This window comes from Micrococcus luteus, from assembly GCF_014138885.1.
In the GTDB taxonomy this organism is placed as follows: Bacteria; Actinomycetota; Actinomycetes; order Actinomycetales; family Micrococcaceae; genus Micrococcus; species Micrococcus luteus.
Genome location: NZ_JACJIK010000001.1, coordinates 1,538,842 through 1,559,223, shown reverse-complemented (window position 1 = coordinate 1,559,223; position 20,382 = coordinate 1,538,842). Strand labels below are relative to the sequence as shown.

Sequence of the window (20,382 nt, the reverse complement as noted above, 5' to 3'; positions counted from 1 at the left end):
GACATCACCGCCGGGCAGAACCGCGGTGATGTCGCTGGCGTGAGGTCCGCCGACACACCCCGCTCGGCTCACAGCGAACGAGCACCGCCGGGCGTTACGCTGTGGTTCCCATCACATCCGACTCCCCTCGGAGGCCCGTCGTGACCCTCACCCTGCCCGCCCGCCTCGAGCGCACCGCCGCCGAGCACCCGAACTCCACCGCCCTGATCCTCGGCGAGAACCGCATGACGTACGCCGAGCTGCAGGACCAGTCCCAGCGTCTGGCCGGGCTCATGCGGCAGGAGGGCATCGGCCCCGGGGACCGCGTGGCGCTCATGGTGCCGAACATCCCGGCGTTCCCGGTGGTGTTCTTCGCGGCCCTGCAGCTGGGCGCCGTCGTCGTCCCGATGAACCCGCTGTTCAAGCGCCGCGAGATCGAGTACTACCTGGAGGACTCGGGCGCGTCGATGCTGTGGTCCGTGCCGTCCGAGGAAGCCGTGGAGGGCGCCCGCGAGCGCGGTGTGCCGCTGCGCACCCTCGGCGAGGACGGCCTCGCCCCGCACCTCGCGGCGAGCCCCGGCCCGGTGACCGAGACCGTCGAGCGGGACCTCGAGGACGACGCCGTCATCCTCTACACCTCCGGCACCACCGGCCGCCCCAAGGGCGCCCAGCTGACCCACCGGAACATGGGCACCAACGCGGACACCGCGGCGGAGACGCTGATCCAGCTCCAGCACGGGGAGACCGTGCTCGGCTGCCTGCCGCTGTTCCACGTCTTCGGCCTCACGTGCGCGCTCATGGCGCCCGTGACGACGGGCGCCAGCCTGGCGTTGATCCCCCGCTTCGATCCCGCCGTGGCCGCGCAGACCGTCCGGGAGTGCGCGGTGGACGTGTTCATCGGCGTGCCCACCATGTACGGGGCCGTGCTGGCCGCGGCCAAGGACCATCCGGAGGACCTGGCCAGCCTGCGCCTGGGCGTCTCCGGCGGATCGGCCCTGCCCGTGGAGCTGCTGCGCCGCTTCGAGGCCACCTTCGACTGCGAGATCCTCGAGGGCTACGGCCTGTCCGAGACCTCCCCGGTGGCGTGCTTCAACCATCCGGGTGAGGAGCATCAGCCGGGCTCGATCGGACGCGCCGTCCGCGGGTGCGAACTGCAGCTGGTGACGCCGGACGGGGCCGTGGTGCCCGAGGGCGATGAGGAGACCCTGGGCGAGGTGTGGATCCGCGGGGAGAACGTGATGAAGGGCTACTGGGGCAAGCCGGAGGCCACCGCCCAGGCCATCACCGAGGACGGCTGGTTCCGCTCCGGCGACCTCGCCCGGCGCGATGCCGCGGGCAACTACTACATCGTGGACCGCACGAAGGACATGATCCTGCGCGGCGGGCTCAACGTGTACCCGCGCGAGATCGAGGAGGTGCTCTACGAGCACCCGGCCGTCGCGGAGGCCGCCGTGGTGGGGGTGCCCCACCCGGAGCTCGGCCAGGAGGTCGCCGCGCACGTGGTGCTCGCCCCCGGTGCGCACGCCACGGAGGAGGAGCTGATCCAGCACGTGAAGTCCCAGGTGGCGCCCTACAAGTACCCGCGCACCGTGACCGTGCGGGACGGGCTGCCCAAGACCGCCACCGGCAAGATCCTCAAGCGGGAACTGACGCCGGCGGAGTGAGCGGGGTGACCGCCCGGGCCGGACACACGGGTGAGCCTCCCATGACGACCCTGCCGCGTCTGCGGGCGGAGGTGGCCCGGCGGTACGCCGCCCTCGACCTGCCCGCCTGGCCTGCCCCGCACCCGGACGGCGCCCCGCCTCGGGAGGAGGAGTACTCCCGGGTGACCGACCCGCAGCGGTATCGGATCGCGGGCGCCCGGGCCCGCGTGTGGGCCGAGGTGCTCGCGGAGGCGGGCGCCGTCGTCGTGCCGGACCCGGTGCGTGGCATCCCGCTCGACGAGGCCGGGCGCGCCGACCTGGCGGCCCCCGTGGACCGGGCGCTGCGGGTGGCGCCGCCGGCCTGCGTCGACGGCGCCTCCCCCTGGTGGCTGCTGGAGACGGACGTGCCCCAGGACGACGACGGCGGCGTCCTGCCGGTGCTCCGGGTGGCGGTCGGTGCCCCGGGGCAGGTGCACGCGCTGCTCCCGGACTGCGGATGCGACGCCTGCGACCCCGGGTCGGATGAGCTGCTCGAGGCCGTGGACCAGGCGGTCGTGCACGCGGTCGGGACGGGGGTGAGCCTGCGGGGCCGTCATGGGCTGCGGCGCCGGGACTGGCACGTGCACTGGCGCGAGGACGGCACGGCCGAGGCGCTGGGCCGGGTCCCGGGGTGGTCGTTCGAGGCGCTCACGGACGCCTGCCGGGACCTGGCCGCCGGCGGCCGCCCGAGGCTGCCCCGCGGGACCGAGGCGACCGTGCGGGCGGGGTGGCTCCCGGAGGCGTGAGGGGGCGGCGGTGGCCGGGTGCCGCCGCTCAGAACAGTGCCGCCACCCCCCGAGCGGCGAGCGGGACGAGCCGCACGGCCCGCACCACGGTGAACGCGGTGACCACCGAGACGAGCGCCCACTCCCGCCAGGACCCGGTCCGGCCGAGCAGGGGAAGCCGGAACCGTCCGGAGGACTGCCACCACCACAGGCGCGCGGGAGGCTCCGGGCTGAGCGGCCAGAGCAGGGCCACCCCGTTGTTGGTGAGGGCGTCGCCGAGGATGTGCACGCTCACGCCGACGGCCACGGAGGCGGGGATCCACCACAGCCCGTCGCTGAGGACGGTCGCCGACACCGCGACCAGGATGCCGAGTGCCCACGCGGCCCTCCATCCCCGGTTCGGGAGCAGTCGGAGGGCCTTGGCGGCCACGGCCGCCAGGAACGCGGCGATGACCCCCTGCCCCGGTGTGTAGACGTGCCCCGCGATCGGCACCTGGATGGAGGCGGCCGCCGTCGCGACGGCGGTGAACGCCGCGATCCCCACCAGCGAGTGTGTGCCGCGCCGATGCCCGCCGGCCACGTGGCGGATGCCGCGGCTCAGCCACTCGGTCAGGGGCGGCAGGGCGTGGACGACGGTGGCGCGGGGGTGGTCCCAGTCGCTGATCATGGCCGCGCCGGCGGTGGTCACGGCGCCGAGCAGCTGGAGCTCGGCGGGCAGGTGCAGCACGGCGATCGGCGACTGCCAGTGCGTGAGCGCCAGCCAGGCCGCGGCGCCGGTGGCCGCGTGGGACGGGCCCATCATGGGTGGGGTCCTCTCGTTCGCAGGACCGGGCCGCGTCACTGCGCCTGCGAGGGCCGGCGGGCGGCCCGCGGGGAAGGAAGAGGACCAGGGTGGCAGGCGGGGCGGACACGGTAAGGCGGCCGCCGCGGCCGGAGCGGGTCGAGGCGGCTGCCCGGCCGGGGGCGGCCGCCCGGCCCCTCACCCCGTCATCGCCAGCACCAGCGGGGCCAGCAGGGCGGTGAGCACACCGGAGCAGGCCATGGCGAGGGCGGAGAACGCACCGGTCTTCGGCCCCTCAGCGAGGGCGCGGGCGGTGCCGATGCCGTGGGAGCTCACGCCGATGGCCAGACCGCGCACGCGGGGGTCGCGCACGCGCAGCCGGTCGAGCACCCAGGGGGCGAACACGGCGCCGAGCACGCCGGTGAGCACGGGGAGCACGGCGGCGAGGGAGACGATCCCGCCGCCGGCGTCGGCCACCGCCATGGCGATCGGCGTCGTCGCGGACTTGGGGGCGAACGTGGCGGCCAGCGCGGCGTCCCCGCCCATCGCCCGCACGATCAGCACGGCGCTCACCATGGCGGTCAGCGAGCCGACGGTGACCCCGACGGCGACCGGCAGGAGCAGCTTCCGGATGTCAGGGCCGGCCCGGTAGAGGGGGACGGCGAGGGCCACGGTGGCGGGGCCCAGCAGGAAGGTGAGGTAACTGCCGCCGATCATGTAGGTCTCGTAGTCGATGCCGGTCAGGGCCAGGAACGCGGCCACCAGCACGATCGTCACGAGCACGGGCGTGAGCAGGGCGGTCTGCCGGGCGGCGAGCCACAGACGGCGGGAGAGCACGGCGACGGCGAGGGTCAGCGCGATGCCGAACAGCGGTGTGTGCAGGAGCGCGTCCCAGGCCTCGGCGAGGGAGTCGGTGAGTTCGGCGGCGTTCACTGTGCGTCCTCCTTGTCCGTGAGGCGGCGGGCGAGCGGGGCGGCGACGCCGGCGGTGACCACCAGCCCCAGCAGCCAGGGCACCACGAAGCCGACCAGCATCAGCGCCCGGTGTTCCTCGATGAGGCCCAGCACCGCGACGACGCCGACGCCCGCCGGGACGAACAGCAGCGGCAGGTGCTGGAGCAGGTGATGGCTCGCCGTCATCACCGGCGCGTCCTCGGCCGGCCGGCGCCACGCGAGCAGGCCGAGCAGCAGGAGCATGCCCAGCACGGCCCCGGGGATCGGCAGGTGCAGCGTGTCGGCCACGAGCGTGCCCGCCAGCTGGCAGAGCAGCAGGATCAGCAGGCCCTCGATCATCGGGGTTCACCTGCCTCGGACGGGCCCACTGGCGGCAGGCCGGGGACGACGCCGCTCCCCGCGGCGTCGAGGTGCGCCTGCAGGGCGCGCTGGGCGTCTGCGGCGCGCCCGGCGGCCAGCTGGGCGCAGATCTCGGCGTGCCCATCGAGGAGGCGGCGGGCGGCGTCGACGGATCCGCCGGTGGCGGCGTGGATCAGGCGTGCCAGGCGGGGGGCGAAGGTGCGCACGACCTCGTCGAAGGCGGCGTTGCCGCACGTGGCGATCACGTCCCGGTGGAAGCGCACGTCCAGCGCGGAGAAGGCAGCGAGGTCGCCGGCGTCCAGGGCGGCGCGCTGCTGCTCCAGGTTGGCGGTGAGCGTGGCGACGAGGGGCCCGACGGCGTCGGGCCGCGCGGCGACCGTGGCGAGGGCGGTGGACTCGAGGAGGCCGCGCAGGGCCGTGAGGTCGGCCACGCTCTGCGGCGTGAGGGCCTGCACGGCCGCGCCCTTCTTGGGGAGGAGCCGCACCAGGCCCCAGCGCTCGAGCTGGAGGAGGGCCTCCCGGGCCGGCGTCCGGGAGATGCCGGCCTCCGTGGAGAGCTGGACCTCGGTGAGCATCTCCCCCGCGGCGATCTCACCGCGGACGATGCGCCAGGCGACGTCGTGGGCCAGGCGGCCGGCAGCCGTGGCACGACTGCCCCATAAGGGGTCGGAGAGTGGAGTCATGCGGGCCAGAGTAATCGGATGCATGCATGGATGTATGCATTGTGTCGGACTCGGAAGGGGTCCGGGTGGGGAGGCGCCCATGATGCCGGCGCCCACCCTCGCCCCATGACCGTCGCCATCACCCGTCTCGACCCCGCCGGCGCGGACCGCGCGGAGCTCATTGCGCTGCTCACCGGCAACACGTGGCCCTTCCCTGTGCGCCCCACGTCACCCGGCCGGTGGCGAAGGAGGCCATCGAGGACGGCGGCAGGCACCACACACTGTCGGGTCACCAGCTCCCGATGTAGTCCTCCGGGCCGAGGAGACCCCGGGTGTCCGCCCAGGCTCCCCAGCGGTCGAGGAGGAGGGGGATGGCCTGGTCCTCCCACCAGGGCAGATGGACGAGGCCCTGACTCATGCCTCCGCGGTTGAACCGCTCCACATTGACCTTGTCCTCGTCGTAAGGCTCGGCCCCCTCGAGGGAGCGATCGAGCGCATCGCGCAGGAGCCGGCCGAGTTCATACTCACTGGTGGGCATGGGGGTGTCGTCGAGCCGTTCAGCGAGCTCCTCCCAGAGACCGATGCTTCCCCGCAGCCCGTACTGGCGGGGGCGGCGGCGGCGGAACAAGTCGCCGACGGTCGCGCGCGCCGACGAATGGACTTCCACCACGTCCACATCGCGCTTCGCCTGCTCCGCCATGGCCGTGCGGGCTTTCCGGATGCGCTGGCGGAGCAGCTGTGCTTCGGGGCTGGTGCCGCCGTAGATGAGGTTCAACGGCGGGGTGTGCGTGTCGATCACAGGCTTCTCGATGCCCCCGAGCGGTGTCACTTCCGCGAACCCGGCGGGCGCCTGCCACACACGGACGGCGAGGTGACGGCGCATCCAGGTGGTCAGCTGCTCGCCGCTCTCCGGGGTGAGGGAGAATCGACCCGCGGAGGCGACGGCGACTGGCTCCAGGTCCAGCCGATCCACCAGGAGTGCGGCCAGAGTGCGGCGCAGAGTGGAGTGCGCGGTGCCGCCGCCCGCGAAATGCTTGCGTTCCAGGCGGGCCCGCAGGCTGCCCTCGGCCTTGCCGATGTAAAGCACATCGCTTCGACTGACAGACGTGTCCAATCGCAGCTCGGCTCGCGCCGCGTCAGGATCCTGCGCGACAACCGCGTACAGCCCGGTCGAATCCGGCATGACCTCGCCGCCACGCCCACCAATGACCACACCGCCGTCCTCGACGCGTGCGAACAGCTGGGGACTGTTCTGCAGAGCATGGGAAGCGGCCACGATGAGCCCCGCCTTGGTGGTCATGCCAATGTCCTCTCTTCGTCCGGGACATCTACCCCGGCTACGCCTCGAGCCTACGGAGGGCCCTGGACACGGTAGGCGCCCTTGCGATGGATCGCTGAGCCCTCACCGCGCCAAGATCCACCGGTCCTCTGGGCCGAAATTGTGGAGGTCGTCGCAGACGAAGCCGCGTAGCCACGGGACGTGGTCCACGACGCGCCGGTACAGGCCGCGGTGCACGCCGGACTCGTCGCCGATCAGCTGCTCAGCGGACACGTTCATCTCGACGCCAACCGCGCACAGGCGGGCGGGGCTTCACGCCTCGTCGGGCGCCCGGTCCTCCGCGTCGGCGATGACGTCCTCCAGAGCCTGCAGGTGGGGCTCGGCGTCGTCCCCGGCGCCCAGGTCGGCCAGCGCGAGGCGGAGGGCCTCGAGCAGCTCGCCGGCCTCCGGGTCCGCGGCGGCGGAACTCCAGCTCGCCCGCCAGGGCTCCTGGGTGGCGTCCTGCTGCTGGAGGAAGATGAGCCGCTCGACGTCGTCGGCCGGGATCTTGAGTTCCTCACCCCACGCCTGCATGGTCGTGACGTACGTCCGGTACCTGTCGGGGTAGGTCCAGCCGCCGCCGATCCGGACGTCGACGTCCTTCACATGCTCGGCGAACCAGGCGCGCACCACGGAGTCGAGGACGGGGGCGATGTCGGACTCCCGGTGGGCCTTGGTGAGGAAGTAGAGGTACTTGGTGCCGAAGGCCGCGCCGAGGTGCTTGAGGCAGCCGACCCCGCTCTTGCGCTGCTGCCGGATGTGCTCGAAGGCCGCGGGCCCGCCCTGCTCGAGGGTGATGCGGGTGACGTCGGCGAGCTGCTCCTCAAACCCGGGCTGCGCCATGATGCGCTCCACCCGGGAGGGGCCGTAGCCGACCCGTCCGTATCCCCACACCATCGCGGCGATGAAGGCGTCCCGCTGCACGGCGCGGTCCTCGGCGGTCACCTTCGCGGCGTAGCCGGTGACGACGGCGCGGGTCAGCGGCTCACACTCGAGGCAGGCGGGCAGGTCGGGCACGTGGGCCGTCCAGTGATCGAAGGACCAGCGCGTGGGCTCGTCGGCGGGCCTGCCGGCGGCAGCCCACGCATCGAATGAGCGCTGGAGGGCAGGGGGTACGGCGGCAGCGGGAGTACTCGTCATGGCCACACCGTAGGCCAAGGACCGGCACGGGAGGCATGTGCCTTCAGTTCCGGCCCGGCCCGCCACTCCCCTCCGCGATGGCGGTCAGACGGTCCACGTGGGCGGCCCAGCGGTCGGCGTCCCACGGGGGCAGGTTGTTCCCCGGGGCGCGCAGGCCGGCCTGCCCGTCGATCTGCTCCCGCAGGATGTCCGCGTGGCCGGCGTGCCGGGCCTCGTCCAGGGCGACGTGCGCAATGATCTGCGCGAGCGTCACCTCCGCCTTGTCGTCGGGCCACCACGCCACCCGCCCGGGGGCGTCGGCGCCGAGGGCCGTGATGGTCGCGTCCGCGTGGGCGAAGCAACGGCGGGCGAACTCGAGGACGTCCTCGAGGGACTCACCCTCGGCGGCGAACATGTCCACGTTGTCCTCCTCCGGCTGCCCCGCCGCCGCCCAGGGCAGCTGCACCTCGGCGGGGCGGCCGAACGTCTCGCCGAAGTACTCCAGCTCGACGACGGCGGCGTGCTTGACCAGTCCCAGCAGGTTGGTGCCGGTGGGAGTGCGCGGCAGGCGGGCGTCGCGCTCGCTGAGGCCCTCGAGCTTCTGGAGGAGGGCCGCACGCTGGCGGCGCAGCCCGTCGTGGAGGATCTGCTTGTGGTCCATGGGGGGATCCTGCCCCAGATCAGTCAGGCCGCGAACCCCCGCACGAGCTCAGCCACCCGCTCCGGCGCGTCCAGGTGCACGTCGTGCCCCGCGCCGGGCACCTGCACGTGCCGCACATCCGGGCGCCGACGCCGCATCTCGTCCAGCTCTCCGGCGGGCACGTACCCGTTCTCCCCGGTGATCAGCAGGGTTGGCGCGGCGATCTGCCCCCATTCCTCCCACCGGGGCCGCTCGTGGACGGGCCGCAGGGCGGCCTCCAGCACGTCGACGTCGAAGCGTGGCACCCAGCCGGCGTCGACGTCCCGGGTGGAGCGCGGGGAGGGCGCGATTGCGGGCGGCCCCGCCCCTGACTGGCCGTTGCGCACCGCGCGCCTGACGCTGCGCCCACCCCGGGAGGACGACCTCGGCTGGCCCTGCCGGATCGGTGTCTCTGGTGGTGGGGAACGTGGGCATGCCCGTGGGGACGTGATCCTGTGGCTGACGGACCGCGAGTCATCCCGCGGGCCTCACCTCGTGTGTTCGCCTGACCATGGCCGGGACACTACACGCGGCATGAGGCTGGTCAGCCCGGTAGTCCACACCCGGTCAACCCCGCCGGCCCGCACGCGCGGCGAACTCGTCCAGACAGGCGAGCACCTCGGTGGCCAGCCACACCCGGTTCCGACGCTGGCTGGAGACCGGCTGCAGCACACCGGCCTCGACAAGCTGGTCCACGGCCCGCTGGGCGGCCGGGCGCGAGACACCCAGCACCTGGGCCAGGTGGTCCACGGTCACGGCGGGTTGCGCGATGATCACCGCGAGCGCCCGCCAGACCGCCGCGTCCCGCCGGGCGGTGAGCCGCTCGCGCCAGCCGGTCAGGGCCTCGTCCAGGTCCGCGACGAGCTCTCGGCCGTTGCCGACGGCGGCCAGGGCGGCCTGCGCGAAGCGGCGCACGATGGGCGCGGGGTCGCCGTCGCGGTAGGCGGTGAGGGCGTCGAAGTATCCGGCCGTGTCCGTGAGGAGTCCCGCGGAGAGGGGCACCCCCATACGGGTGATCGCGCCGGCCCGATGCAACACGGCGTGCACGAGGACGCGCCCGGTGCGGCCGTTGCCGTCCGCGAACGGGTGGATGGTCTCGAACTGGGCGTGCGCGATGGCGGCCTGCACGAGGGCGGGTACGTCCGTGCGGCGCAGATAGGCGAAGAGATCGTCCATCCCGGCACGCAGGCGCTCCGGATGGGGCGGGACGAACTGCGCCGTGTGCGGCGTGGGCGCCCCGCCCCCGATCCACCCCTGCGCATCGCGGTAGGCACCCGGCCGGGCATGCTCCTGACCGTCCATGAGGGCACGATGGGCGGCCAGCAGGGCGGGCTCGTCGAGGTCGGCGGCCAGCCGGGAAGCAGCGCCCATGGCCCTCACGTTCGCCGCCACGAGCGTTGCGTTCGGGCGGGTGCGTTCGCCGAGAGTCGCCAGGGCGAGGGCTCGCGCGCCCGCGGTGATGTGCTCGATCTGCGAGGAGGACGCGGACTCAGTGCGCAGGAGCACCGCGTCGATCGGGGCGATCTCTCCCGTGAGCCCCGGGAGGGCGTGGCTGATCTCAGCATCGAAGCGCACGACGGCGGCCGTCGCCTCCTCGACCTCGGTCGCCAGATCAGAGGGCAGGTCGAGCCCGAGTCGGGCGATGCGGGCTGGGAGCGCGGCTCGATATGGGCCTGCTGCACGCACGCGAGCGCGCCGAGTGAGGACGCCGGCGTCATCCGGGCCCGCGGCCCAGGGGCGCTCTTCCCAGCCGACGGCCCACGGGGTCGGGCGCGGATCGTTGCTCATGCCGCCACCTTACGCAACGTTATGTCTAGAGAGTTGCGTACTTCTGGGCGTCGTGAGGTGGAAAGCCGTCTGCCCCGGGCCCGATGCTCCGAGGCGAGCATCGCGTAAGTGACGCCGTCCACCCAGCCGCGGGTGCGGTGCAGTGACTCCTCCTTGAAGGTGCCCTCGTGGCGCAGGCCGACCTTCTCCATCACGCGCAGGATGGGCGCGTTGTCCGCGAAGGCGTGAGCCTCCACGGGTCGGACGCCGAGGCCTGCGAAGGCGAGGTCCAACAGGGCACAGGCCAGCTCGGTGGCGCGGCCCCGGCCGGCGTGGGCCTGGGCTATGGTCCAGCCGATCTCGGCCTGCGCGTCCCGGGCTTCCTCGCGCGGTGCGCCGCGAGGTCGAGGAGGGGCGTGGCCATGGGGTCACGGCAACGGGCGGCGGTGACGTCCCCTCCCCTACTCTCGGCCCCATGGACGTCACCTTCACTCCACTCGACCCGGCAGGCGCCGACCGGGACGCGCTCGTCGCCCTGCTCACCGAGAACGCGTGGCCGTTCCACACGCGCCCGCGCGTCACCCGGCCGGAGGCGGAGAAGGCCGTCGATGGCGGCGCCTGGGAGGATGAGGACCACCGCACCTTCTGGATCGAGCATCCCGAGCACGGCCGCGTCGGCGTGGTGCGCCTGGAGGACCTCACGGACCCCACCCCCTTGTTCGACCTGCGCGTGGCGGAGCGGTTCCGCGGGCGCGGGCTCGGCGCGCAGATCCTCACCGCGCTCACCCGGCGCGTCTTCGAGACGATGCCCGCGGTGGACCGCTTCGAGGGCCAGACCCGCGAGGACAACGTCCCCATGCTGCGCACCTTCCGCCGGGCCGGCTGGGTCAAGGAGGCGCACTACCGGCGCGGCTGGCCCGTGGACGGCGGCGAGCCGCTCGCGTCCGTGGCCTACGCAATGTTGCGCCAGGACTGGGCGTCCGGCACGACGACGCCGGTCCCGGCCGACGCGGACGTCACACCCCCGGCGGGGCGCAAGGAGGGCGCGGCTGCGGGCGGCCGCGCCCCTGACTGGCCGTTGCCCACCGCGCGGCTGACGCTGCGGCCGCACCGGGAGGACGACCGCGGCTGGTTGCAGGAGATGTACACGCAGCCCGAGGTGGTGCACCACCTGCTGGACGAGCCCTGGGACGAGGCGACCGCGCGGGCGAAGCTGGCCAAGCGGATCACGTGGGACGACCTCGGCGGCCCGTCCGGGGCGGCGTCCCTGGTGGTGGAGCACGCGGGCGTCCCCGTGGGTGACGTGATCCTGTGGCTGACGGACCGCGAGCGCGGTGTCGCGGAGATCGGCTGGGCTCTGGATCCGCGGCATGCTGGTCAGGGCTTCGCCCGGGAGGCCGCGGCTGCGCTGCTGGACCTGGGGTTCGAGACGTCTGGCCTGCACCGGGTGGTGGCACAGATGGATGCCCGCAACACGGCGTCCGCCCGACTGGCCGAGACGCTCGGTATGCGTCGAGAGGCACACCACCGCCAGAACTGGTGGAGCAAGGGCGAGTGGACGGACACCCTCGTCTACGCGATGCTCGCGAGCGACCGGGGAGGTGGGGGGGCCATCTATGACGGCGAAGGCAACGTCAGCTCCGGAAGAACCGCCTCGGGCCCCGTGGCGAAAGAGAAATCCCCCACCTGCGCATCGTGGAGAGGCGTGGGGGATGCAGTGATGTGAACGTTCGCATCCATGCGCACCGAGGTCGGCGTGTCGGGCGCAATCCGTGCCGCCGAACGGACTTCTACGCTCACCCCATGTAGCTCGACACCGTGAGGGGGTGGACTCGCGAGGCTCACCAGGTGTGCGGACCGAGGTCCTCGAGGATCTCCAGGTCGAGAAGCCACTCGTCAGGGCGGGGAGTCTCGGGGAGCACCGGCTCGTAGGCGCCGACGTAGACGACCTCCCCCATGCCGAGGCCGGTGGCCTCCTCCGGCTCAAGGATCGTCAGGTCAGCGTGGCCGGGGACGCGGTCGATCTCGGCGAGCCGCCCCGAGGGCCACACCTCGTGTGCCGCCCTCACCACGGCCCGCACACGACGCAACGGGATCGACCCGGCGGGGCTGCCGTCGTCGTGATGGGTGACGACCCAGCCTGCAGAGGCCAGGGGCCCAGCCTGACTCACTCCCCGGGAGGGCAGCAGGATCAGCTCGTGGACTTCCCCCACGGCGATCGAGTCACCGCAGCATTCCTGCTCCCAGTCCGAGAGCGAGGCGCGGCCGACGGCGCCGACGGTGATGTCCATGGTCGGAGTGTAGGGGCGGGGCCTCACCCGAGGGCACGCGTCACCCGAGGCGCTCCGCCCTCGTTCCAGCGGAACAGGGTGAGGTGCCACAGCCCGAGGAGCGTGTGGGACGAGCCACCTCCACGCGCGCCGACGTGCCGCTGTTCGAGCGGCTCGGGTTCCGCGAGACCGTACCCGACGCGTGCATACCCGCGGCCCGGGAGTGACATCATGGACCTCGGCTCGTGCTGATACTGGGTATCGTGAGCCACGCCACTACACTGTGCCTCCACTGATAAAGGAGCAACCCCCCATGCCGACCCTGCGAACCGTCCCCCTCTCCGCCGCCACGCGGGAGGACCACCTCGCCCGCCTCCGGGCCACCAGCCCGGAGGCCCCCCTCGACATCCTGGTCGTGGGCGGCGGCTCCACCGGCGTGGGCGCCGCGTTCGACGCGGCCACCCGCGGCCTCGACGTGGGCATCGTCGAGGCCCGCGACTGGGCCTCCGGGACCTCGTCCCGCTCCTCCCGCCTCATGCACGGTGGCCTGCGCTACCTCGAGATGCTGGACGTCAAGCTGGTGTACGAGGCGCTGCGGGAGCGCGACCTGCTGCTCACCCAGACCGCGCCCCACCTGGTGCGTCCCCTGCGCTTCGTCTTCCCGTTCTTCCACAAGGTGATCGACCGCGGCTTCATCGGCGCCGGCGTCACCATGTACGACGCCATGCAGTCGCTCGGCCGCCGCCGCGCGATGGGCGCGCACCGCCATCTCAGCCGCCGCTCCATGGCCGCGACCTTCCCCTCCCTCGACGACGAGAAGATCGTCGGCGCGGTGGAGTACGCCGACGCCCAGTTCGACGACGCCCGCCTGGCCATGATGCTCGTGCGATCCGCCGTGGACCACGGCGCCGTGGCCGCCAACTACACCGCCGTCACCGGCTACCTGCGCGGCGACGACGGCCGTGTGCAGGGCGTGCGTGTCCGCGAGGAGACCTCCGGCGAGGAGTTCGACGTGCACGCGCGCGCCGTCATCCTGGCCGGGGGCGTGTGGACCCAGGAGCAGCAGGAGCTGGCCGGGGCCGACGGCGGCCTCGAGGTGCTCGCCTCCAAGGGCGCCCACATCACCGTCCCGCGCGACCGCATCCGCGCCGACGCCGCCACCGGCGTGATCACCAAGACGGAGAAGTCCGTGCTGTTCCTCATCCCGTGGGACGAGTACTGGGTGATCGGCACCACGGACACCCCGTGGGCGGAGGACGTGGCCCATCCGGCCACCACCGCGGACGACATCGACTACATCCTCGAGCACGCCAACGCGGTGCTGAAGGAGGACCTCACGCGTGACGACGTGATCGCCACGTACGCCGGCCTGCGCCCGCTCCTGCAGCCGGTCACCGGATCCGACGGCGGCTCCACCAAGATCTCCCGTGAGCACACCGTCACCGAGGTGGCCCCCGGCCTCACCGCCGTGGCCGGCGGCAAGTGGACCACGTACCGGGCCATGGCCGAGGACGTCGTGGACTTCGTGGTGCGCGAGACCCACCCGACCCGTCCCAGCCTCACCGAGCGCATCCCCGTGCTCGGCGGCCTCGGCTACTCGGAGATCGAGGCGGAGGCGGACCGCATCGCCGCCGACTACGGCCTGGACGAGGCCCGCGTGGACCGGCTCCTGTTCCGTTACGGCACCGTCCTGCGCCATGTGCTCGACCTGATCGACGGCGACCCGTCCCTGAGCGTCCCTCTCGCCGAGGCGCCGCGCTACCTGCGCGCCGAGATCGTCTACGCGGCCCGAGCCGAGGGCGTCGTCCACCTGGACGACGTCATCGAGCGCCGCACGCGCCTGTCAACCGAGGTCCGCGACCGCGGCGTCGCGGCGGCCGAGGAGATCGCGTCCCTCGTGGCCCCCGAGCTGGGCTGGGATGAAGAGCGCATCGCCGGTGAGATCCGGGCGTACAAGGACCTCGTCGCCGCCCGCCTCCGCGGCGAGACCGCCCACGACGACGTCACCGCCGCCGCCGCGCTCGCGGCCGCCGACGCCGCCCCCACCCCCTGAAAGGAGCCCGTCCATGGGCACGATCTTCCTGCATGAGATCGCCGGCACGGCCATCCTCCTCCTGCTCGGCGTCGGCGTCGTCGCCAACGTCGTCCTGACGAAGACCAAGGGCAACGGCGGAGGCTGGCTGCTCATCAGCTTCGGCTGGGGGCTGGGCGTCTTCGCGGGCGTCTACGTCGCTGCCGCGACCGGTGCGCACCTGAACCCCGCCGTGACCGTCGGCCTGCTCGTCAGCGGCGCCGAGGAGTACGCCCCCGGCATCGCCGTGACCCTCGGCACCACGCTCGCGTACTTCGCGGCGCAGCTGATCGGCGCCTTCCTCGGCGCGGCCCTGGCCTGGCTGGCCTACCGCGACCACTACCAGGCGGAGACGGACCAGGGCTCGATCCTGGGCACCTTCGCCACAGGCCCCGAGATCCGCAACCCGCTGTGGAACATGGTCACCGAGGTGATCGCCACGTTCGTCCTGGTGTTCGTGATCCTGCTCTTCGGCTCCACCCCCTCCGGGCTCGGCCCGCTCGCGGTGGCCCTGCTCGTCGTCGCGATCGGCGCGAGCCTGGGCGGCCCCACGGGGTACGCCATCAACCCGGCGCGCGACCTGGGCCCCCGCCTGTTCCACGCCGTCGCGCCGATCCGGCACAAGGGCGGCTCGGACTGGGGCTACGCCTGGGTGCCGATCGTCGGCCCGCTCGTCGGCGCCGTCCTGGCCGGCCTCGCCGCGCCTCTGTTCGTCTGAGCGGTCTGCCCGTCCAACCCCGGCGGGCACGTTCCCCTGCGGGAACGTGCCCGCCACCCCCACACCCCCGTGACCACCTCCGAAGGAGTAGGACATGACCACCCCCCGCTACGTGATGGCCATCGACCAGGGCACCACGTCCACGCGCGCGATCCTCTTCGACCACAGTGGGGCCATCGTGTCCACTGGTCAGCGCGAACACGAGCAGATCTTCCCGCGCGCCGGCTGGGTGGAGCACGACCCAGTGGAGATCTGGACGAACACCCGCGAGGTCATCGGCGAGGCCCTGGCCCGCGCCGAGGTGACCCGACACGACGTCGCCGCCGTGGGCATCACGAACCAGCGTGAGACCACCGTGGTGTGGGACCGCAACACCGGCAAGCCGGTGTACAACGCCATCGTGTGGCAGGACACCCGCACCGACCACCTCTGCGAGCGCCTCGCCGGCGACGTCGGCGCGGACCGCTACAAGGAGCGCGTCGGGCTGCCCCTGGCCACGTACTTCTCCGGCCCCAAGGTGGCCTGGATTCTGGAGAACGTGGACGGTGCCCGGGAGGCCGCCGAGAACGGCGACCTCATCTTCGGCACCACGGACTCGTGGCTCGTGTGGAATCTCACCGGCGGCGGCGAGGGCGGCCGGCACGTCACCGACGTCACCAACGCCTCCCGCACCATGCTGATGAACCTGGACACCCTCGACTGGAACGAGGAGATCTGCGCGGACATGGGCATCCCGATGTCCATGCTCCCGGAGATCGTCAGCTCCTCCGCCGAGGTGGGCACCGTATCCGGCCAGCAGCTGCTGCGCGAGACGCCGATCACCGGCATCCTGGGCGACCAGCACGCGGCGACCTTCGGCCAGGCGTGCTTCGAGGTCGGCCAGGCCAAGAACACGTACGGCACCGGCAACTTCATGCTGATCAACACCGGCGAGGAGCCGGTGCACTCGGACAACGGCCTGCTCACCACGGTGGCGTACCGCATTGGCGACCAGAAGCCGGTGTACGCGCTGGAGGGCTCGATCGCCGTCACCGGCTCGCTGATCCAGTGGCTGCGTGACAACCTCGGGATGATCGCCAGCGCCCCGGAGGTCGAGACCCTGGCCGCCGGCGTGGAGGACAACGGCGGCGTGTACTTCGTCCCCGCGTTCTCCGGCCTCTTCGCCCCGCACTGGGACGCCGCGGCCCGCGGCGTCATGGTGGGCATGACCCGTTACGTCAACAAGGGGCACATCGCCCGCGCGGCGCTCGAGGCCACCGCCTTCCAGAGCCGCGAGGTCCTGGACGCCATGAACGCGGACTCCGGCGTGGACCTGACCGAACTGAAGGTCGACGGTGGCATGGTCGCCAACGAGCTGCTCATGCAGTTCCAGGCGGACCTGCTGCGCGTGCCCGTCGTGCGCCCCAAGGTCATCGAGACCACCGCTCTCGGCGCCGCCTACGCCGCAGGCCTGGCGGTGGGGTTCTGGGCGTCCCAGGACGAGCTCGTGGCCAACTGGGAAGAGGACAAGCGCTGGGAGCCCACCACGGACGAGGAGGAGGTTGAGCGCGCCCTGCGGCTGTGGAAGAAGGCCGTGGAACGCTCCCGCGACTGGGTCGACGAGGACGTCGAGTCGGCCCAGGGCTGAGCCGTCCGGTCCGTAGGTCGGTCCGGCCGGCCCCGTGCGCCCCGTGCGCCCCGGGCCGGTCCGGGCCGGTCCGGCCCCTCCAGAAGAACCCCGAGCAGCACTACCCCCTCGTCGGCCGCCTGCGCGCGGAGCGGGGCGGAGTCGGTGCCGTTGCCATCGGCGCAGTGGCCAGGCCCGAGGCGCCCGGCTGCTCCGACGTCAAGCTGTCCTCACCCAGGGCGTCCTCTTCCCCGCCGCTTCCGCCCAAGGCGGCGGTGGACAGGCAGGCGAAGTAGTCCGCATCCACGTTCCGGCTGTCCTTGATGGCGCTCCGCTGTGGAATCTCCTCGGAGAGGTTCTCCACGGCCGCGTTGTTCGCCGAGGCCACCACCCTTTCGAGGCCGGCCACCTCAGGCCGGAGTTCGCGCGCCCGTCGTCGCATCCTGTCCTCGCCGGTCCACTCATGGGTGCGTTCGGTGAGGGCGTCGAGTGGGTTCTCACACGCCGACAATCGGCGTGCTCGTTCGACAACGTTGGACGCCAGGATGTCCCGGAGCATCGTCGTCTTGCCGGTTCCGGGGAGGCCGTTCACACCCATCAGACCTGGCCCGCCCGCCTCGACGACGTCGGCCCGCGCGGCGACATCAATGCGGGCGGCTTGCGGATGCCCCGTGTGCTCGTGGGCAGTCATATTCGAGGAACTCAGCGATGGCTGCTGTGCCTGGAGGGCGCACTTGCCCTCCTCCCCAAGGCTCGGCGGGGGCAATCCATCCCCCCTCCCGTCTGCCCTTCGCTCTCTCCCCCAGGACGACGACGTCCGTTCAGTTCCGGTTCAGTCCGAACCGGCGCGTCATCAAAGCCTCCTTGTAGTGCTTCTCCGCGGCGTCGATCTGGGCCGGCGGGGTATTGGAGCCGAACACGCGCAACAGGCTGAACGTGTACCGCTCCGGTTGGGCGGGGTCGAGCTCTAGGGCATCCCGGAGGGCGACGTTCCCGCCATGCCCGTCACGGGCGTAGGCCGCCCACCGTCCGAGCACACCACGCTCGCCGTCGGCCTTGCCCACGTAGCACTGGCCCGCGGTCTCGTCGGCGATCAGGTAGATCCCGCGTACGGCCTGCAGGGCGGTGCGCCAGCCTGCGTAGCGGGTCTCGGTCACCAGTGACTGCAGGTCCCCGTAGCTGAGGAGCACGTGGTCGAAGCCGGGGAACGCCTCGGTGGTGGGGTCGGCGATCTCCAGGACGGGGAACCGCGCCGCGAGGGGCCCGCGCTTGGCCCAGTTCACGGGGTCTGCGGACCACTCCACCACCAGGCGCTCCTCGAGGGAGGCCAGCAGCGGCACCGGCGCAACGTCGTAGTACCGATGCCGCTCCGTGCGCTCAGCCACGGCCTCCCCGCGGTTCTCGTACACGGCGGTGAGACGAGAACGACGCCCGCCCTCCCCCATGAAGATCAGCCAGTGGCGAGCAGGCTCCTTCGGGAACTTCCCCACGTGGTGCTGCTCCCGCGTGTAGGCGAGTACGCGCTCCGGCGTGGCTGCCGCCCGCGACGGCAGCCCCGACTCCTTGTAGGTGTGGCGGATGGCCAGGACGTCGTGCGGGTCAAGGCCGGCGGCGGCGAGGACCGCACCGAGGGTCAGGACGAAGGGCTCGGGGACGGGCTGGGTGGACTCCATGGGACCCCATTCTGCCGAGGCCCCCTGATCACCCTTCCGCTGCGATGAGCCCTCAGCCACAATCACCGTGACGCCTTCTAGTTGTTGTGGGTCATGAGGTTCTTGACATCCGTACCGGGCTGAGATGAGACGAGTGGGCCTCTCCCGCAGGATGGAAGTTCCTCAACAACCCACCTGCCAGAAGAGACCCACTCATGACTCACGCTAACGCACCCCTGACCCCCACTGGCCGTCTCAGGATGGTCCACCGCCACCTGCACGACGGGATCCCGCAGGCACACGTGGCCGCCGAGTTCCGGGTGAGCCGGCCCACGGTGGCCACTTGGGTCGCCCGCTACCGCGCCCAGGGAGAAGCCGGCCTTCAGGACCTGCCCAGCCGGCCGCACCGTTCACCTGCCCAGCTCGATCCGGTCCTGGTCGCCCAGATCCACGCCCTGCGGCGGGAGCGCAAGTGGTCCGCACGGCGCATCCATCACCACCTCGTCTCCGAGGGCCACCGGGTGTGTCTTCGTACCGTGGGACGGTGGCTGCACCGGGCCGGGCTCTCCCGCCTACGGGACCTGACCCCGGCCGGAGAAGACCTGCGCCAACGACCCCAGAAGATCACCGCGAGAGGGCCGGGGCACATGGTGCACCTGGATGTGAAGAAGATCGGGAAGATCCCAGACGGGGGCGGCTGGCGCACCCACGGACGTGAAAGTGAAGCAGGCCGTGCTTCCAAGCGCGGGCCTGGCCGGCGGGTCGGCTACACCTATCTGCATTCGGCGATCGACGGGTTCACCCGGCTGGCCTACACCGAGGCGTTGGAGGACGAGCGGGCGGCCACGACCGTGAGCTTCTACTGCCGGGCGAGGGCGTTCTTCGCCGCCCACGGCATCACCGTGGACCGGGTGATCACGGACAACGGGAACAACTACCGGGCTGCGGACTTCACCGCGAAGGTGGTCTCGCTCGGGGGCCGGCATCACCGGATCCGGCCCTACACCCCGCGCCATAACGGGAAGGTGGAGAGGTACAACCGGCTGATGGTCGATGAGGTCCTCTACGCCCGCCCCTACACCTCAGAGCAGGCTCGGCGTGAGGCCCTGGCGGTGTGGGTGAACCACTACAACTACCATCGGCCTCATACCTCCTGCGGGGACGCCCCGCCGACCTCGTTGGCACCGGCCCGAGTCAACAACGTCATGCCCTCCTACATCTAGTGGAAGAGGAAGCCATGACCGCACCCCAGCTGCACCTGCCCCGCACCGTCGTCTCCGATCAGACCGATCGTGCCGTCGACCTCCTCGGCCACTACTTCACGCCCGGAAAGTTCATCGGCGGCCGATGGGACGGGTTCGACCCGAGCGGGACGCGCGCAGCGTCCGCGAACGTGTTCACCTCCGACGACGTCGCCTCCGCCGCCCTGCTGAACACGCCAGTGCCGGGGCATGCGGTCGTGCATCTGCTCATCACACAGAGGGTGCACTTCGCTGGGCTACTGGAGGCCGTCGGCCCCGACCGCGACTTCATCGACGTCGACCCGGACCCGTCCGGCAAGGACATGGCACCGGTGTACGAGCTCTATGAGGCGCTGAAGACCCTGCCGAAGATCGGCCCCACGATCGCGTCGAAGCTCGTCGCCCGCAAGCGGCCGCGACTCTTCCCAATCATTGACGCCGAGCTACGCCAGACCGTCTTCCATGAGACCCGAAAGGACGGTTACGTGGGCCGGGCACTGCTCCATGCAGAGTTCTCCGCCCAGGAGCGGACCATATGGCAGCGACTCGCGTCCTACCATTCGGCGGCGTCACTGCCCACCGAGGTCTCGGTACTCCGGGTCTTCGATGTCCTCGCCTGGATGGAGGCCAAGGCGTACTGGGGGCCAGTCCCATGATCAGCCCTCGGAGGAGACCAGCACCGCTAGCCTGGGGCGGGACTGCCCGCCGCGCTGCCTATCCCGACCCCTCCAAATCCCCTCCACTATGCGCGCCAGCACCCCGGTCAGCAGTTCGACGTCGGCCGGCACGTCCTCGTCGC

At 72.1% G+C, this 20,382-nt stretch carries 21 protein-coding genes and 1 pseudogene; 8 read left to right on the top strand and 14 right to left on the bottom strand.

Features of this window, described 5'->3' with window-relative positions:
• The first annotated feature begins 140 nt into the window (after positions 1 to 140).
• Positions 141 to 1,643 carry a long-chain-fatty-acid--CoA ligase gene (locus HDA34_RS07170; protein WP_044659361.1) on the top strand — a complete coding sequence of 501 codons (1,503 nt, stop codon included), beginning with the start codon at positions 141 to 143 and terminating at the stop codon, positions 1,641 to 1,643.
• A 41-nt stretch (positions 1,644 to 1,684) separates the two neighbouring features.
• Positions 1,685 to 2,407 carry a DUF6226 family protein gene (locus tag HDA34_RS07165; RefSeq protein ID WP_044659362.1) on the top strand — a complete coding sequence of 241 codons (723 nt, stop codon included), beginning with the start codon at positions 1,685 to 1,687 and terminating at the stop codon, positions 2,405 to 2,407.
• A gap of 28 nt (positions 2,408 to 2,435) precedes the next feature.
• On the opposite strand, the gene HDA34_RS07160 is transcribed toward HDA34_RS07165, so the two are convergent.
• From HDA34_RS07160 to HDA34_RS07110, 11 genes and pseudogenes are all read right to left on the bottom strand, one after another.
• Positions 2,436 to 3,188, bottom strand: coding sequence for a metal-dependent hydrolase (locus HDA34_RS07160; RefSeq protein ID WP_044659363.1), 753 nt, complete (start codon positions 3,186 to 3,188; stop codon positions 2,436 to 2,438).
• Between the two features lie 177 nt (positions 3,189 to 3,365).
• The gene (locus HDA34_RS07155) at positions 3,366 to 4,100 is read right to left on the bottom strand and encodes an LrgB family protein (protein ID WP_044659364.1); all 735 of its coding nucleotides are present in this window, start codon (positions 4,098 to 4,100) and stop codon (positions 3,366 to 3,368) included.
• Complete coding sequence (locus tag HDA34_RS07150) at positions 4,097 to 4,459, bottom strand: CidA/LrgA family protein (protein ID WP_036315546.1); 363 nt, start codon at positions 4,457 to 4,459, stop codon at positions 4,097 to 4,099. Before HDA34_RS07150 ends, HDA34_RS07155 begins: the two co-directional genes overlap by 4 nt.
• On the bottom strand, positions 4,456 to 5,163 hold the full coding sequence (locus tag HDA34_RS07145) for a GntR family transcriptional regulator (protein WP_041104849.1): 708 nt from the start codon (positions 5,161 to 5,163) through the stop codon (positions 4,456 to 4,458). The genes HDA34_RS07150 and HDA34_RS07145 overlap by 4 nt, the downstream gene beginning before the upstream one ends.
• Positions 5,164 to 5,431: 268 nt before the next feature.
• Entirely contained in the window at positions 5,432 to 6,442 is a 1,011-nt protein-coding gene (locus HDA34_RS07140) for a GIY-YIG nuclease family protein (RefSeq protein WP_052833440.1), read from the bottom strand.
• 102 nt (positions 6,443 to 6,544) lie between these two features.
• Entirely contained in the window at positions 6,545 to 6,700 is a 156-nt protein-coding gene (locus HDA34_RS07135) for a hypothetical protein (RefSeq protein ID WP_155643142.1), read from the bottom strand.
• A gap of 33 nt (positions 6,701 to 6,733) precedes the next feature.
• Positions 6,734 to 7,600, bottom strand: a complete 867-nt coding sequence (locus HDA34_RS07130; protein WP_131661463.1) for an 8-oxoguanine DNA glycosylase OGG fold protein — start codon at positions 7,598 to 7,600, stop codon at positions 6,734 to 6,736.
• 43 nt (positions 7,601 to 7,643) lie between these two features.
• On the bottom strand, positions 7,644 to 8,240 hold the full coding sequence (locus tag HDA34_RS07125; protein ID WP_044659366.1) for a DinB family protein: 597 nt from the start codon (positions 8,238 to 8,240) through the stop codon (positions 7,644 to 7,646).
• Positions 8,241 to 8,263: 23 nt separating this feature from the next.
• Positions 8,264 to 8,605, bottom strand: coding sequence for an alpha/beta fold hydrolase (locus HDA34_RS07120; RefSeq protein ID WP_049147456.1), 342 nt, complete (start codon positions 8,603 to 8,605; stop codon positions 8,264 to 8,266).
• Positions 8,606 to 8,825: 220 nt separating this feature from the next.
• The gene (locus tag HDA34_RS07115; protein ID WP_134377327.1) at positions 8,826 to 10,046 is read right to left on the bottom strand and encodes a Fic family protein; all 1,221 of its coding nucleotides are present in this window, start codon (positions 10,044 to 10,046) and stop codon (positions 8,826 to 8,828) included.
• Positions 10,043 to 10,390 (bottom strand): annotated as a pseudogene (locus tag HDA34_RS07110) (GNAT family N-acetyltransferase); the annotation flags it as partial. The gene HDA34_RS07115 and the pseudogene HDA34_RS07110, both read right to left, overlap by 4 nt.
• Positions 10,391 to 10,500: 110 nt before the next feature.
• Here HDA34_RS07110 and HDA34_RS12125 point away from each other — a divergent pair.
• Complete coding sequence (locus tag HDA34_RS12125; protein ID WP_310735467.1) at positions 10,501 to 11,751, top strand: GNAT family N-acetyltransferase; 1,251 nt, start codon at positions 10,501 to 10,503, stop codon at positions 11,749 to 11,751.
• A gap of 115 nt (positions 11,752 to 11,866) precedes the next feature.
• Here HDA34_RS12125 and HDA34_RS07100 read toward each other — a convergent pair whose 3' ends face one another.
• Entirely contained in the window at positions 11,867 to 12,316 is a 450-nt protein-coding gene (locus tag HDA34_RS07100; RefSeq protein ID WP_123243980.1) for a hypothetical protein, read from the bottom strand.
• Between the two features lie 292 nt (positions 12,317 to 12,608).
• On the opposite strand from HDA34_RS07100, the gene HDA34_RS07095 reads away from it, so the two are divergent.
• From HDA34_RS07095 to glpK, 3 genes are all read left to right on the top strand, one after another.
• Positions 12,609 to 14,348: a glycerol-3-phosphate dehydrogenase/oxidase gene (locus HDA34_RS07095; RefSeq protein WP_134377328.1), complete on the top strand. Its 1,740-nt coding sequence runs from the start codon at positions 12,609 to 12,611 to the stop codon at positions 14,346 to 14,348.
• Between the two features lie 13 nt (positions 14,349 to 14,361).
• Entirely contained in the window at positions 14,362 to 15,084 is a 723-nt protein-coding gene (locus HDA34_RS07090) for an MIP/aquaporin family protein (RefSeq protein WP_134377329.1), read from the top strand.
• Positions 15,085 to 15,178: 94 nt separating this feature from the next.
• Positions 15,179 to 16,711: a glycerol kinase GlpK gene (glpK, locus tag HDA34_RS07085; RefSeq protein WP_044659371.1), complete on the top strand. Its 1,533-nt coding sequence runs from the start codon at positions 15,179 to 15,181 to the stop codon at positions 16,709 to 16,711.
• A 100-nt stretch (positions 16,712 to 16,811) separates the two neighbouring features.
• Here glpK and HDA34_RS07080 read toward each other — a convergent pair whose 3' ends face one another.
• Positions 16,812 to 17,381: a hypothetical protein gene (locus HDA34_RS07080; RefSeq protein WP_233437087.1), complete on the bottom strand. Its 570-nt coding sequence runs from the start codon at positions 17,379 to 17,381 to the stop codon at positions 16,812 to 16,814.
• Between the two features lie 130 nt (positions 17,382 to 17,511).
• A complete protein-coding gene (locus HDA34_RS07075) occupies positions 17,512 to 18,363 on the bottom strand; it encodes a GIY-YIG nuclease family protein (RefSeq protein ID WP_134377330.1) in 852 nt (283 codons plus the stop codon).
• A gap of 194 nt (positions 18,364 to 18,557) precedes the next feature.
• Here HDA34_RS07075 and HDA34_RS07070 point away from each other — a divergent pair, with 194 nt between their 5' ends.
• Both HDA34_RS07070 and HDA34_RS07065 read left to right on the top strand, forming a co-directional pair.
• The gene (locus HDA34_RS07070) at positions 18,558 to 19,565 is read left to right on the top strand and encodes an IS481 family transposase (RefSeq protein WP_182496710.1); all 1,008 of its coding nucleotides are present in this window, start codon (positions 18,558 to 18,560) and stop codon (positions 19,563 to 19,565) included.
• A gap of 14 nt (positions 19,566 to 19,579) precedes the next feature.
• A complete protein-coding gene (locus tag HDA34_RS07065) occupies positions 19,580 to 20,239 on the top strand; it encodes a DUF6308 family protein (RefSeq protein ID WP_036314458.1) in 660 nt (219 codons plus the stop codon).
• Positions 20,240 to 20,382 lie beyond the last annotated feature (143 nt).